We start from the raw sequence: 14,697 nt of genomic DNA on the forward strand, positions 1-14,697 counted from the left end.
TCACGACCTCCGTGCTTTTTTGCTTTTCCCTGCTCTTTGCCGTTGTTTTTTCTCCTCCAGCGCCGCCACTCTTTTTTCCAACTCTTCGCTCAGCTTGACCTTGCCTTCTAAAGCGCAGCCCCGGCGGCCGGGGATGCAGTCATCGTGCAGTTTGCGGCACTGGTCGAGGTTGAGGTCGTAGTTGCGGCAATGAAAGGTCATCAGGCGCTCTCCTGGTTTTTCCCGTTGCCGGGGCCGGTGGTGGCGGTGGCGGTGAAAACCGGCTCGCTGAGCGACTGTTTCAACCGTTGGTTACCGCCGCCGGCCGGCAGGCTTTTCAAGTGCAGATCGCGCTGGGGGTAGGGGATGGTGATCCCGGCTTCCTTGAAGGCCCGCCAGATCGCCAGGTTGACATCGGAGCGGACATTGCCGCTGCCGGCCTCCGGGTCGCCGATCCAGACCCTTAACTCCAGGCTGATGCCACTGTCGGCAAACTCCAGCAGACGAACCGCCGGGGCCGGATCTTTCAGTACCCGCGACGAGGTGGCGGCGGCTTTAAGCATCAGTTCCATGGCCTCTTCGGGGTCGTCGTCGTAGCTGATCTGGACCGGAATTTTGATCCGCACATTGCGATCGCCATAACTCCAGTTGATCACCTGATTGGTGATCAGGGTTTCGTTGGGGATCAGGGTATCGACCCCGTCGCGGTTGCGGACCACGATGTAGCGGGCCCGCAGTTCCTCCACCCAGCCGTATTTATTGTCGACGGTAATCACGTCGCCGGGCTTGATGGAACGATCCATGATCAGGATAAAACCGCTGATGAAGTTGGAGGCGATCCGCTGCAGGCCAAAACCCAAACCAACCCCCAGGGCGCCGCCGAAGACGGCGAAAGCGGTAAGGTCGATCCCCACCAGGTTCAGGGCCAGCAGCAGGGCGACGGTGATCAGGACAAACTTGACGACCTTGGCCAGCCCCACCTGGATGGTGGCGCTGACATAGCGGAAGGAGTGAAGTTGCCGCTCGATCAGGCCCGACAGCCAGACCGCCACCACAATGGCCAGGGCGATAAGTACCGTCAGTTCCAGGGCGGAAAGCAGGGAAATCCGGGTCTGGCCGATTTTCAGCGCCAGGGCGTCCAGGCCGCCGCGCACCGCCGGCAGCCAGCCCACCAGGTGCAACCCCACCACCAGCCAGATGCCGGTGGCGACCATATTTTCTCCGGCCTTCAGGGCCGGCCCCGGGGCAAAACTCTTGCGCAGCATGTAGATCAGGATCCGGATCAGGGCCAGGGAAAGTAGCAAAGGCACGGCCAAGTTCAACAGGCCGTGGGGGTAGGCCAGAGATTCCAGGATCTCCCGGCCGATGAGCATGAAAAAAAGCAGGCTCAAGGGCCAGACGATCCGCATGGCACTGCGCAGCGCCAGGTGGCGGAAACCCTCGCCGTCATCCACGGTGTGCAACTCCAGCCAGCGTTTCAGGCCGTGCTGAACCGCCCAGGAGGCGGCAAGGGCTGGAATGATCACCGCCAGTTGCCACCAGTTGTCGGCCTGCATCCCCCAGCCGGCGATGTTTGCCGCTAAATTGTAAATGGCATCCATAAAACTTGTTCCCGGGAAACTTGTTCCTGAAAAAAGGTTGGGCTGATCATTATAAATCAGCGGCGGGGAGAGAAATCAAAAAGAATTTCGTTTTCCTTGAGCAGGCCATACTCACGCCGGGCCACCTCTTCGATATATTCGGGGTCATGCTGCAGGCGGTCGATTTCTTCCCGTAATTGGCGTTGTTGGACCTCCAGGCTGTGGTTTTTCTGCTGCAATTCATTCAATTGCCGGGAAACTTTACCGTACTGCCACAAGCCGTAGGGGCTGGCCAGCAACCACAAGGCCAGGGCCGCCAGCAACAGCAGGGCCAGAATCCTGGTGGGATTTTTTTCTTTTTGCTTGTATTGATAAGCTCTAACCATGATTATATATACCTTTGGCGGTTGCCTGAGGCAATGGTAAAACCGGCCCCCGGTGATCAGCTACGAGCCCATGGTGGGTCCCTCCAGGGGCGTGCTGGCAAGGCTGGATTTTTTTGAACCCCAGCGCAGGAACGGAGTGGTGGCATGAAAAACGAGAAAAAACTGAAAATGGTAATTACCATCGTAACCACGGAAAAGACCGAAGAGGTGATCCAGGCCCTGCGCCGGGAAGGGGTGGACGGCTGGTCCATCACCCGGGGGCGGGGCACTTCACTGCAAAGTTATAAAGAGCTCTGGGGGATGCGGATCGAGCCGGAAAAGGAGCTTATTCTTACCCTGGTCCCCGAGGAAATGGCACAAAAGGTGATGAACGCGGCGGTGGCGGCCGGTGAACTGGAAAAGCCGGGCAATGGTTTAAGCCTGATCATCGACGTGGAAAACGCCACCGGCAAGATTTTCGGCTGAGCCTCAATCTATCTTCATCACTTTGATGATGATAATTCCCGACTCGTACAGCAGATACATGGGCACCGCCATGAAGGAGAGGTTGACCACGTCCGGGGTGGGGGTGATCAGGGCGGCGACGATGGTGATGATCAGCACCGCGTACCCCCGGCCGCTTTCAAACTTGCGGCGCGGGCAAAGGCCGGTTTTGGCCCCGAAGATCATGAAGATCGGCAGCATGGCGATAAAGCCGAAGGCCAGCACGAAGACGGTGACGAAGGTAACGAACTTGCCCACCGCGATCACCGCCTGCAACTGTTCCGACTGGTAACCCAGCAGAAAGTTGACCCCCAGGGGCAGGGTGACGAAAAAACAGAACATGGTGCCGCCGTAAAAGAGCAGGCAGCAGAAGAGGACAAACCAGGCCCGGGTGGCGCGGGTCAGGCCGAAGGGTCCGGCCATGGCCTTCCAGAACCAGTAGACGAAAAAGGGCACCAGGGTGAACATGGCCAGGGCCAGCCCCAGTCGCACGTGGGCCAGAAAGGGGTCGGTGACGGTGAAATAGGCCAGTTCCTGGCTTAAATGATTCTGCAGTAAGATCAGGGCCCGGGGCGAGACCACGGTGAAGGCGGCGGTGGCCGCCACCAGGCCCAACCCCAGGTAAAAAGAGGGTCCGCGCAGATCCCGGATGATCCGGGCCAGGGGATGACCTTGCCGGCGGACCATGGCCTAGAGCAGGTGGTCGCGAATAAAATTGATTCCGTTTTTAAACAGCAGCACCCCCTGACCCTCTTCCGGCAACTCTTCGCGGGTCCAGCGGGGGTGATTGGTGCGGTGAAGGTAGGCCTCCGGGTGCGGCATCAGGCCGAACAGCCGGCCGCTGGGATCGCAGATGCCGGCAATGCCGCCGGGGGAACCGTTGGGGTTGGCGGGATAGTTCATGGTGGCCTCGCCGCTTTCGGCCTCGGCGTAACGCAGCACCACCTGTTTGTTTTCCTGCAGCAGGCTGCAAACCCCTTCCCCGGCGCAGACGAACTTGCCCTCGCCATGGCGGACCGGAAAATAAAGTTTTTCCAGCCCCCGGGTGAAAACGCAGGGGTTGTCCGGTTCCACCCTGAGGTGGACCCAGCGGTCTTCAAAACGGCTGGAGTCGTTGTGGGTGAGGCTGACCAGGCGATGGTCGTAGCGCCGCTCAAAGCCGGGCAGCAGACCCAGCTTGACCATGAGCTGAAAGCCGTTGCAGACCCCGATGATCAGCTTGCCGTCGTCGATGAAGCGGTAGAGCTGGTCTCTGAGCAGCTCACCACCGGGCTTGACGGTGGCGTAGCGCCAGCGGTGGGCCCCGGCCTGGCCGGCGCCCAGGTCGTCGCCGTCGAGAAACCCCCCGGCCAGATTGAGCAAATGGTAGTCATCCAGGCGGTACTCGCCATGCAGCAGTTCGCTCATGTGGACGATATCCACCCGGTCGGCGCCGCCCAGCCGGCAGGCATGGGCCATTTCCACCTCGCAGTTGGTGCCGTAGCCGGTAATCACAATGGCCTTAACCTGTTTACTCATCTTGCTTGCCTCATATGTTTACTTGTCCAGCCGGCCGTCGCTTTTGTGCCCGGGCCAGGTGGTGGGCAGCCACTTGATGGCGGCCAGCAATAACTGGTAGTCGTCCAACTCGGCTGCCTCTTGCCCCTTTACTTCGGCCTCATCGGGCAGACTGATCTCACCTGCGGCCACCCGCCGGCGGAAATATTCCAACTGGTACAGCGTGTGCAGATATTCCTGCTGCTGTTCCGGGGTGGGTTGCCAGCCCTGGAGGATAATGGGATGCCGCAGCAGGGGCAGCATGGCCTCGCTGAAGCGGTTGTATGGTTCCAGCCCTTGGTCGGCCATCCAGTCTTCCGGGGTGATGGAGCGGTTTTCCTCGAAGCCCCGGCAGTGGTCTTCCCGCACCAAAACAAAAAGTTCCTGCAGGTGACTGCGGCAGGGGGTCAGGCGCAAACCGCGCCCAATGGGGTAGGCCCGGCAGGCAGCGGGACGGTCTTCATATACGGTGCAACCAGCAGGGCCGACAAAGGGACAGCGCCGACGTTCATCCTCCAGCATGGCCAGGTAGACCAAAGAGAAGGCCTCGTCCTGGTGCTCCTCGATCACTGCGTAGCGCTCCAGAAAAGCGGCGGAATCGAGCCCCAGGCGATGCCGCAGCCGCAGGGCGTCGTACGGGGTCAGCACCAGATCTAAAGCCCGGCAGCATTCGGTGAAACAGGGCACCTCGGGGCCGCAATTGAAGGAGAACTCTTCCACGGCCTGGATGGGCTGCACTTTATCCGGAGGTCTAACACTCATGGCTGCCTAAACCTGCTCGATAACCACTTTCTCTTCGTCACTTTTGGCCATCTCATGCTGACTGCCCGGCAACATCATCAGCAGCGGGCTGGCGACAAAGATCGAGGAGAAGGTGCCGACCAGGATGCCGATCAGCAGCACCAGGGAGAAGTCGTGCAGCACCACGCCGCCATAGATCAGCAGGGAAACCAGCACCAGGGCGGTGGTCAGCGAGGTGATCACGGTTCGGCTGATGATCTCGTTGACACTGCGGTTGATCAGCACCTTGAGGTCATCGCCCGGCCGCTTTTTGATATTCTCCCGAATCCGGTCGAACACCACCACCGAGTCGTTCAACGAATAACCGGCGATGGTCAAAAGAGCGGTGACGATCAGCAGGGTAATTTCAATGTTGAACAGCCAGCAGATGCCCAGCACCACGATCACATCGTGGAAAGTGGCGCCGGCTGCGGCCAGCCCGAAGCGCATCTGGAACCTCAGCGCCAGGTAGATCAACACCCCCAGCAGGGCGATGAGAATGGCCTGCAATGCCTTGTTACGCAAGGTCTCGCTGATGGCCGAGCCAATTTCCGACTGGCTTTCCAGCCAGAAGCCCTTGTCGCCCAGGTACTGGTCAAGGGCGGCGGTGATGGTGTTGGTGATTTGCCCCACCACCTCGCGATCTTCCTTTATGCGGACGATCAGCCGGTTTTCCCCTTCCACGTGCTGGGGCTGGGCGCCTTCCAGGCCGGCGTCGCTCAGCGCCTGGCGCACTTCGGCCAGGTCGAAGGGCTGCTGGGCCTGGTACTGGGCCATGGTGCCGCCGGAAAAATCCACCCCCAGGTTGGCGGTGCCCCGGTAAACCTCAACCATGGCCACCGCCCCGACCAGCAGCATAATGCCGGAAATCCCGAAGGCATAACGGCGCAGCCGCATGAAGTCCAGGCCGGGGTTGGTCAGCAGGGTGAGAAAGCGGATCTCCTTGAGCTTACGCTTGCTGTGGAGGAAATCGTAAACGATCTTGGTGCCGAACAGGGTGGTGATCAGGTTGAAGGTAACCCCCAGGGAAAGGGTAACGGCAAAACCCTGGATGGGCCCGGTGCCGAACAGAAACAGGGCCAGGGCGGTGATCAGGGTGGTCACCTGGGAGTCGATGATGGTGGAGAAGGCCTTGGAATAACCGCCTTCCACCCCGGACTTGACGGTTTTGCCCAGGGCAAACTCCTCCCGCATTCGTTCAAAGATCAGCACGTTGGCATCCACCGCCATACCGATGGCCAGGATGATCCCGGCAATACCGGGCAGGGTCAGGGTGGCCTGCATCATGGCCAGACCGGTAAAGATAAAAAGCACGTTCAACAGCAGGGCGGCGTTGGCGATCACCCCGGAGAGCCGGTAATAGATCACCATGAAGGTGGCCACCAGCAGGGCGCCGAACAGGCCGGCGATTATCCCGCGCTGGATGGAATCCTGCCCTAAAGAGGCGCCCACCGTGAGGTTCTGAATAATATCCACCGGGGCGGGCAGGGCGCCCACCCGCAGCACGATGGCCAGGTCCGAGGCCTCGCCGTGGGTGAAGCCGCCGCTGATCTGGGCGCTGCCGCCCAGAATCCGCTCCCGGATCACCGGGGCCGAACGCACCACGTCATCAAGGACAATGGCCAACTGCCGGCCCACGTTACGCTCGGTGATTTGGCCGAACAACCGGCCGCCCCGGGCGGTAAGGTCCAGGCTGACATAAGGTTCGTTGAAGGTGCCACCCACCCGCACCCGGGCGTCGCGGACCATCTCGCCGGTCATTAAAGAGGTGACGTGAAGCAGGATGGGTTCCTGCCGCTCCTGGCCGGTTTCCCGGTCCACTCGGCGGTGGAAGTAAATCTCCCTCTCTTCCGGCAACTGGCCGCGCAGGGCCTGGTTGAGCTGTTGCCGGTCGCCGCCCCGTTCCCATTGCCCGGCCTCGATGGCCTGGTTGATCAAGCGGTCGAGATCGACAACGCCGGAGTCATCCACCAGCTTGAACTCCAACTGAGCGGTCTGGCCGATGAGGTCGATGGCCCGATCCGGGTCGCGCACCCCGGGCAACTGGACCACGATTTCATCAAGCCCCTGGCGCACGATTACCGGCTCGGCCACCCCGAACTGGTCGATCCGGTTACGGATAATCTCCAGCGACTGGCGTACCGCGTTTTGTTCGATGAACTCGACTTGTTCATCATCCAGGGAAAGAAAAACCCGGGGAAAGGTCCCTTCCTCGCTTTCCACCCGGATCTTGAGGTTGGGAAAGTCGTTGGCCACCGCGCGTTCCACGGTGTTGAGGGCCTCGACGTTGGGCAGGGTGAAAACGGCGATGTGGGGGTCGTCGTGGCGGGCCCGGACCAGGGTGATGCGCTCATCGCGCATGGTGGCCCGCAACTCTTCGGCGGCCAGATCCAAAGAGTTGGCGATGGCCTGGTCGATATCCACCTTGAGCACCAGGTGCATGCCCCCTTGCAGGTCCAGCCCCAGGCGCAGCCCTTCCGGGGCCAGGTTCTTCTTCCACCAGCCGGGCACCGGCACCGACAGTGAGGGCAGAACGGTGACCACGGCAAAGACGATCATAAAAAAGAGCAGGCCGATTTTCCATTTCAACGAGCTGGGCATGGATACTCCTGAATAAGGCGCCCCAACGGGCGGTGGTTGAAGTTAGAGGTTTGTGCACCTGATAAAAGCGTAGGATTATACCCGAAACCGACAGGAAATCAAAGGGCACTTTTGGGTGTATCTTGTCGCTGTATTGCTTACACAAAACACGGTTTCATGCCCATGCCTGCCATACGGGGGGCGTTTCCATTTGCGTCTTCATCGTACCGACTTCTCGAATGGTTGCAGAAAGCAGGAGTTGCGTCGATCAAGGCGGTTTTCGATCCTTGCCGCTTGGACTCGTTTTGGGTAAACTGCCGTTATACCCCGGACGAGTTCGCCACCCTTGGCAGTGGCCGCGAACAGAGTGGTTTCTGGCGCGCCTTTGCCATGGCGAACCGGCGCCTGTTTTAGGTTCGCCGCCACAAATTTTTACTGATGAGCCAAAATGACGGAAAAAGATCAGGATAAACCAAAAAACACCGGGGTCGTAAAGCGGCTGGTCGAACTTCAGCAAACGCCCGGGCGACCTCGATGAGCTTACGGCGGCAATCAGAGCCCGGCTGGGAGCATGTTTTCTTTCCCGGCGGCCCGGTGGTGCTCTTTGTCTGGCGCCCGGAGCCGGGGTGGCCGGTGCACTACGTCTCGCCCAACGTCGAGCAGATTTTGGGCTACAGTCCCAGTGAGATCCTGGCGCCCGGCTTCCGCTTCTCCGATCTCGTCCACCCCGACGACATGGGGGCGATCAACGACGAGGTTGCCACCTTTCTCGCCCGGGGCGAAACCACCTACGAGCAGCACTACCGTCTGCGCACCCGTTCCGGCGACTACCGCTGGTTCCATGACTACACTGTCCCAGAGTATGACGACCAAGGAAAACCCCGCCTAATCAGCGGCTACATCCTCGATCGCACCGAAGAGCACCGGGCCAGGGAGCAGCTCAAGGAGCGGGAGAGCCGCTTCCGCACCCTGTTCGAACTTTACCCGGACGCCACCGTGCTTATCGATCCCGAAAGCGGTCTGCCGGTGCAGTTCAATCGTCTGGCCCACGAGCAACTGGGCTATACCGCCGAGGAGTTCGCCCGGCTGCGCATCCCCGATTACGAGGCCCTGGAGACCCCGGCAGAGACCGGCGCCCATATCCAGGCCATCTTTGAGCGCGGCCATGACGACTTTGAGACCCGGCACCGGCGCAAGGATGGTAGCCTCATCGACGTGCGGGTCTCGGTGGTTCTGCTGAACCTGGAGGGGCAGACCCTCTTCCTGGCCGTGTTCCGGGATATCACCGAAGAGAAGGCCGCCAGCCGGGAGTTGGAGCGCAGTCGCGAACGTTTGGCTCTGGCCACCGAGTCGGCCGAACTCGGTATCTGGGATTACGACATGGCCAGCGGCCACCTCGAATGGGACGACGGCATGTTCCGCCTCTACGGCATCGCCCCCGCCGACTTCGGGCACTCCTTCGAAGACTGGGCCGCAGCGCTGACTCCGGAATCCCGCGAGGCGGCCGTGGCCGCCTTTCAGGCCGCCGTTAGCTCCGACCGGCCCTTCGACATCCGGATGGTGATCCTCCGTGCCGCCGACGGGGCAATTCGTACCCTGCACGGTCAGGCCCAGATCATCCGCGACGGTAGCGGCACCCCGGTGCGCGTGGTGGGGGTCAACCGCGACGTCACCGAGGAAGAAGAGAATCGCCGGCATCTCGCCGCCTTCTTTGCCCAGTCGCTCAGCGGTTTCTTCTTTATGATGCTCGATGAACCGGTGGACTGGCAGGGTGCCGACGAAGAGGAGAAAGAGGCACTGCTTGACTACGTCATGGACCATCAACGGATAACCATGGTCAATCAGGCCATGCTCGATCAATACGGCGCCACGGAGCGGGATTTGATCGGTATGACGGCCCGGGAAATGTTTGCTCATGACCTTGAACATGGCCGTTTTATCTGGAAAGGTCTTTTCGACCAGGGGCGCTGGCACGTGGAAACGCGCGAGCAGCGGTTGGACGGCACCCCGATCATCATCGACGGCGATTATATCTGCCTCTACGATGAACAGGGTCGCGTAACCGGCCATTTCGGGGTCCAGCACGACGTCACCGAGCGCAAGCAGCAACAGGAGGCCCTGGAGCAGGCCCGCCGGGAAGCCGAACGCGCCAGCCGCGCCAAGAGTGAGTTTCTGGCCAATATGAGCCATGAGATCCGCACGCCGATGAACGCGGTTATCGGGCTCAGCCAACTGCTGGCCCAGACCGAGCTCAACGAGGAACAGCGCGACCAGGTGCGCAAGATCCACCAGTCTTCGCGAATGCTGCTCGGCATAATCAACGACATCCTGGACTTCTCCAAGATCGAGTCGGGGCGGTTGGAGCTGGAATGCCGCGACTTCAGGCTCAACGAGGTGGTCGAACAGGTGGCGACCTTGTTCGGCGATAAAGTCCATGCCGGGGGGTTGGAGCTGCTTTACGATATCCCGCCCCACCTGCCGCGAACTCTGGTTGGTGACTCCTTGCGGCTCTCCCAGATTCTCGTCAACCTGCTCAGCAACGCCACCAAGTTCACCGAGCGCGGCGGTACCGTAGAACTCGGTATCCGGGTGGTCGCACCCGTGGCCAATGACCAGGCTACCCTGCGTTTCCACGTCCGCGATACCGGCATCGGCATGAGCAAGGAGCAACTCGCCCGGCTGTTCCGACCCTTCAGCCAGGCCGATACCTCCACCACCCGGCGGTACGGCGGCACCGGCCTTGGGCTGGTGATCAGCCGGCGGTTGGTGGAAAAGATGGGTGGTGAGCTGGAGGTGGAATCGGCGCCCGGCAAGGGCAGCACCTTCAGCTTCACCCTGACCCTGCCGCTTGGCCGGGATCGCCGGGGGGCAATCGATTGCCCCGAGACCAAAGGGCGCCGGGTGTTGATTGTCGACGACCAGGAGAGCGCCCGCCAGATCATGCGCCAACTGCTCCATCACTGCCGCTACATCACCGAGGAGGCGGCCAGCGGCGAGGATGCCATCGAACTAGTGCTGGCGGCCGAAAAGCGCGGCGAGTCGTTCGATTTCATTCTGCTGGACTGGATGATGCCCGGCGGCATGAACGGCAGCCAGACCTGCCGGGAGCTTGAACGCCTGCGCCGGCAAGGCAAACTGCAGCAGACCCGGCCGCCGATCCTGATGGTCAGCGCCTACGCACGGGAAGAGATCGACCTGCCCAAAGGCCTGATTGCCGACTACCTGGCCAAGCCGCTGACGGCCTCCTCGCTCTACGATGCGCTGGTCCAAGCCGAGGGCGGAGCGGGCCTGGTCCGGCCCTCCCCGTCGCTCCAGGTACCGGACCTGCAGGGTCGCCGGCTTCTGCTGGTGGAGGACAACGAGATCAACCAAGAGGTGGCCACCCAACTGCTGAAAAAAACCGGGGCCCGTGTAAGGACGGCGGAAAACGGCGCCGAGGCGCTCAAAGAGGTGCGGGCCGAGGCCCCGGAGCTGATCCTGATGGATCTGCAAATGCCGGTGATGGACGGCTTCGAGGCCACCCGGACCCTGCGGGCCGAAGGCTACGACGGACCCATCATCGCCCTGTCGGCGGCGGTGATGGATGATGACCGCCGCCGCGCTCGTGAGGCCGGGGTTGACGACCATCTGGGCAAGCCCATTGAGAGCGCCGACCTCTACGCCGCGCTGGTGGCCCACCTTGATGCCAAAGGATCAGTGGCGGTCGCCTCGGCGGTTGACCGGGTGCCGGCCGGCCAGACCCCTGCAGCCACCTTGCCGGCCGAACTTCCCGGCTTCGACCTCGCCCGTGGCCGCCACCAGCTCGGTGGCGAAGATGCCTCTTACGCCCGTCTGCTGCGACGCTTCCGGGACCAGGTGGCGAACGACTTCGTTCCGCTGGTCGGCCACCTCCGCGCCGGGCGCGATGAGGAGGCGTGCCGGATTGCCCATACCCTCAAAGGGGTGGCCGGCTCCCTGGCGGCTGTGACTATTCAGCAATTGGCTGAACGGATCGACCATACCTTGAAAAGCGGCCGGCCGGTAACCACTGATACCATTGACGCCCTGGAGCAGGCCTTCCGGGAAGCGGACCAGGCCCTGGAGGCCGTCACTCCCGCCGGAGAGGCCGACCGAGAGGGTTCGGCAGAGGCCGTGGCTACCCTGCGCCGGCGGCTTGAGGCCAGCGAATTGATCGAAGAGGCCATCCTGCGCGGCGCCTTTGGCTACCTGCGCGGCCGGGGGCTGGACTGCGACGCGCTGGAGGCACAAGTGGAACAAATGGAATTTGACAAGGCCCTGCATATCCTCGACAAGCTGTTGCCAGAAGATAACAAAGGTGCGAGATGAATAACGACGAGCCGAAAACGACCATCCTTGTGGTCGATGACCAACCGGCCAATATCCAGGCCCTGGGCGCTTTGCTCAAGGACGAGTATCGCGTCCGGGTGGCCACCAGCGGCGAGAAGGCGCTGGCCATGCTCCAGGACGGCAACCAGGAGTTGCCCGACCTGATCCTGCTCGATATCAAGATGCCGGGTATCGACGGCTACGAGGTCTGCCGCCGCCTAAAGGAAAACCCTGCCACCAGCGGTATTGCCATTATCTTCGTCACCGCCCTGGATGCCGCCAGCGAAGAGGAGCACGGCCTGAACCTGGGCGCGGTGGATTATATCACCAAACCTTTCAATCCGGCCATCGTCCGCGCCCGTGTCCACACCCACATGAACCTGAAGCGCAAGACTGATCTACTCGAAAAGTTCGCCCTGCTCGACGGCCTCACCGGCATTCCCAACCGCCGCCACTTCGACGAGCTGTTCGACAAGGAAATGCGGCGCTGTCTGCGCAACGGACTGCCGCTTTCGGTGATCATGACAGACATCGATCATTTCAAAGGGTTCAATGATAACTACGGCCATGGGGCCGGCGATAAGTGCCTGCAAAAGGTGGCCGGGGCGCTGTCCGGCTCCTTGGTGCGGCCCGGCGATAGCATTTGTCGCTACGGTGGTGAGGAGTTTGTCGCGCTGCTGCCCGGTACCGATGCCGCGGGCGCCCGCGAGGTAGCCGAGCGCCTGCGTGTTGCGGTCGAAGCCCTGGCCATCACCCATGAACATTCCAGTGCGGCGCCGGTGGTCACCGTGAGCCTGGGCGCCGCCACCCTAGATCCGCGCCGGGATTCGGAAACCGACAGGCAACCTCTGCTCAGCCGCGCCGACCAGGCTCTTTACGCGGCGAAAGAGGCCGGTCGCAACCGGGTAGCCTGATGTTTTGCCGGCAATGGAAGTTCTTGCCAAAATACGGTCAAGCGGGCTATTGTGCCCAAATTAAGCTGGCTATTTAGACCATACAACTGAGTGGAGTTATGCGGATAAAAACAGTAAGCAGTGCTTTGCAGGACCGTTCGGGCCTGGAGCTGGCCCGGATTGCCGCTGCCGCGGCGTTGAATATGAAGGCGGAAAACCTGGTGATCCTGGATGTTCGGGGTTTGTCTTCGGTGACCGATTATTTCGTGCTGATGAACGGCCGCTCCACCCGGCATGTGCAGAGCCTGGCCCGGGCGGTGGAAGAGGCCCTGGCCAGCAAGCGCCTGAAAAGCGGCGATACCGAAGGGCTGGCCGAAGGGCACTGGGTGTTGCTGGATTTCAACGACCTGGTGGTGCATATCTTTTACCGCGATCTGCGGGAATTCTACGATCTTGACGGCCTGTGGCATGATGCCGTGCGGGTGGAACCGGAAGAAGGCGCCGCCCCGGCCAAGCAGGCTCCGGCCAAGGAAAAATCATGAGCAGCCGGATCCGGCCGGTAATGCTGGCCATTCTAGACGGCTGGGGCGAGGCGCCGGCGGGGCCGGGCAATGCCGTGCACCTGGCGCGGACCCCCAACATGGACCGCTGGCGGCAGGAATACCCCTTTACCACCCTGGCCGCCCACAACGGGGCGGTGGGGCTGCCCGAGGGGCAGATGGGCAACTCCGAGGTGGGGCATCTCAATATCGGTGCCGGCCGCATCGTCTACCAGGACTTCACCCGTATCGGTTTGTCGGTCCATAACGGTGAGTTCTTTGCCAATCAAACCTTGAACCAGGTCATTGATCAGGTCCAGGCCGCCGGCGGGGCGCTGCACCTCATGGGGCTGCTTTCCGACGGTGGGGTGCACAGCCATCTGGATCATCTGGTGGCCCTGCTTGAACTGGCCGCCCGGCGCGGCCTGCACAAAGATAAAGTGCTGGTTCACGCCTTCATGGACGGCCGGGATACCCCGCCGGACGGCGGCCGGGGCTATATGCAAACTTTGCTGGCCGCCATGGAACGCCTGGGGGTAGGGCGGGTGGCCACGGTCTGCGGCCGCTATTACGCCATGGACCGCGACCGGCGCTGGGACCGGGTGCAACTGGCCTGGGGCGCGGTGGTGGATGGGCAAGGTCAGTTCACCGCCGCCGATCCCCTGGCGGCGGTTACCGAAGCCTACGGGCGCGGCGAAACCGACGAGTTTATTAAACCGACGGTAATCCGGAAATCTGCCGCCGATGTCGACGCCCCTCTGCTCAACGACGGCGACGGGGTGATCTTCTTCAACTTCCGCGCCGACCGGGCCCGCCAGTTGACCACCGCCCTCACCAGGGATGATTTCGACGGTTTTCCCCGCCCCCGGCGGCCCCGTTTGAGCGGCTTTGCCACCATGACCCGCTACGAAAAGGATTTCGACCTGCCGGTGGCCTTCCCGCCCCAACAACTGCATCGCATCTTGGGCGAGGAAGTAAGCCGCCACGGCCTGTGCCAGCTCAGAATCGCCGAAACGGAAAAGTACGCCCACGTCACCTACTTCTTCAACGGCGGCCGGGAAGAGCCCTTTGCCGACGAAGAACGGGCCCTGATCCCCTCCAACCGTGAAGTGGCCACTTATGATTTGAAGCCGGAAATGAGCGCCCCCCAAGTTACCGAGGAGTTGCTGCGCCGCCTGCGGGGCGGGGAAAACAAAGCCGGCGAAAACACAACCGACGCTGCCGCCGCCCCGCCTTACGCCCTGGTAATCCTCAACTTCGCCAACGGCGACATGGTGGGGCACAGCGGGGTGCTGCCGGCGGCCATCAAGGCCTGCGAGACAGTGGACCACTGCATCGGCCAAGTGGTGGAGGCCTTTACCGAAGCCGGCGGCATCGTGCTGATCACCGCCGACCACGGTAATGCCGAAGAGATGCTGGCCCCGAACGGAGGCCCCATCACTGCCCATAGCTGCAACCCGGTACCGCTGATCCTCATCGACCCCCAGGCCGCCCCCGGCACCTACAAGCTGCGCCTGGACGGCTCCCTGCCCAACCTGGCGCCCACAATCCTGGAACTGATGGGCCTGCCGGTACCCGATGAAATGGACAGCGGCAGTCTGCTGGAAAAATAAAA

General features: G+C 61.8%; 12 protein-coding genes. 5 read left to right on the plus strand and 7 right to left on the minus strand.

What is annotated here, in order from left to right; translation table 11 throughout:
- Genes DAAHT2_RS03225 through DAAHT2_RS03235 form a run of 3 tightly spaced genes read right to left on the minus strand, consistent with a single transcriptional unit; the run spans window position 1 to window position 1,945 of the window.
- Window positions 1-201 carry a hypothetical protein gene (locus tag DAAHT2_RS03225; RefSeq protein ID WP_013162867.1) on the minus strand — a complete coding sequence of 67 codons (201 nt, stop codon included), beginning with the start codon at window positions 199-201 and terminating at the stop codon, window positions 1-3.
- On the minus strand, window positions 201-1,580 hold the full coding sequence (locus tag DAAHT2_RS03230; RefSeq protein WP_013162868.1) for a mechanosensitive ion channel family protein: 1,380 nt from the start codon (window positions 1,578-1,580) through the stop codon (window positions 201-203). Before DAAHT2_RS03230 ends, DAAHT2_RS03225 begins: the two co-directional genes overlap by 1 nt.
- A gap of 56 nt (window positions 1,581-1,636) precedes the next feature.
- Window positions 1,637-1,945 carry an FtsB family cell division protein gene (locus tag DAAHT2_RS03235; RefSeq protein WP_013162869.1) on the minus strand — a complete coding sequence of 103 codons (309 nt, stop codon included), beginning with the start codon at window positions 1,943-1,945 and terminating at the stop codon, window positions 1,637-1,639.
- Window positions 1,946-2,089: 144 nt separating this feature from the next.
- Here DAAHT2_RS03235 and DAAHT2_RS03240 point away from each other — a divergent pair, with 144 nt between their 5' ends.
- Window positions 2,090-2,410 carry a P-II family nitrogen regulator gene (locus DAAHT2_RS03240; protein ID WP_013162870.1) on the plus strand — a complete coding sequence of 107 codons (321 nt, stop codon included), beginning with the start codon at window positions 2,090-2,092 and terminating at the stop codon, window positions 2,408-2,410.
- A 3-nt stretch (window positions 2,411-2,413) separates the two neighbouring features.
- Here the strand turns inward: DAAHT2_RS03240 and tatC are convergent, their stop codons facing one another.
- From tatC to secD, 4 genes are read right to left on the minus strand one after another with little or no spacing between them, the layout of a single operon-like run.
- A complete protein-coding gene (gene tatC, locus DAAHT2_RS03245; protein ID WP_013162871.1) occupies window positions 2,414-3,115 on the minus strand; it encodes a twin-arginine translocase subunit TatC in 702 nt (233 codons plus the stop codon).
- A gap of 3 nt (window positions 3,116-3,118) precedes the next feature.
- Window positions 3,119-3,946 (minus strand): phosphoribosylformylglycinamidine synthase subunit PurQ, encoded by an 828-nt coding sequence (locus tag DAAHT2_RS03250; RefSeq protein WP_013162872.1) that lies wholly within the window; start codon window positions 3,944-3,946, stop codon window positions 3,119-3,121.
- Window positions 3,947-3,964: 18 nt separating this feature from the next.
- Complete coding sequence (locus DAAHT2_RS03255) at window positions 3,965-4,726, minus strand: YkgJ family cysteine cluster protein (protein ID WP_013162873.1); 762 nt, start codon at window positions 4,724-4,726, stop codon at window positions 3,965-3,967.
- A gap of 6 nt (window positions 4,727-4,732) precedes the next feature.
- Window positions 4,733-7,345: a protein translocase subunit SecD gene (secD, locus tag DAAHT2_RS03260; protein ID WP_013162874.1), complete on the minus strand. Its 2,613-nt coding sequence runs from the start codon at window positions 7,343-7,345 to the stop codon at window positions 4,733-4,735.
- A 513-nt stretch (window positions 7,346-7,858) separates the two neighbouring features.
- Between secD and DAAHT2_RS03265 the strand changes: the two genes are divergently transcribed.
- From DAAHT2_RS03265 to gpmI, 4 genes are all read left to right on the plus strand, one after another.
- Window positions 7,859-11,650, plus strand: coding sequence for a PAS domain S-box protein (locus tag DAAHT2_RS03265; protein WP_013162875.1), 3,792 nt, complete (start codon window positions 7,859-7,861; stop codon window positions 11,648-11,650).
- Entirely contained in the window at window positions 11,647-12,564 is a 918-nt protein-coding gene (locus tag DAAHT2_RS03270; RefSeq protein ID WP_013162876.1) for a diguanylate cyclase, read from the plus strand. The genes DAAHT2_RS03265 and DAAHT2_RS03270 overlap by 4 nt, the downstream gene beginning before the upstream one ends.
- A gap of 98 nt (window positions 12,565-12,662) precedes the next feature.
- Complete coding sequence (gene rsfS / locus DAAHT2_RS03275) at window positions 12,663-13,085, plus strand: ribosome silencing factor (protein ID WP_013162877.1); 423 nt, start codon at window positions 12,663-12,665, stop codon at window positions 13,083-13,085.
- The gene (gene gpmI, locus DAAHT2_RS03280) at window positions 13,082-14,695 is read left to right on the plus strand and encodes a 2,3-bisphosphoglycerate-independent phosphoglycerate mutase (RefSeq protein WP_013162878.1); all 1,614 of its coding nucleotides are present in this window, start codon (window positions 13,082-13,084) and stop codon (window positions 14,693-14,695) included. Before rsfS ends, gpmI begins: the two co-directional genes overlap by 4 nt.
- Window positions 14,696-14,697: the final 2 nt, after the last annotated feature.

This window comes from Desulfurivibrio alkaliphilus AHT 2 (assembly GCF_000092205.1).
Taxonomy (GTDB): domain Bacteria; phylum Desulfobacterota; class Desulfobulbia; order Desulfobulbales; family Desulfurivibrionaceae; genus Desulfurivibrio; species Desulfurivibrio alkaliphilus.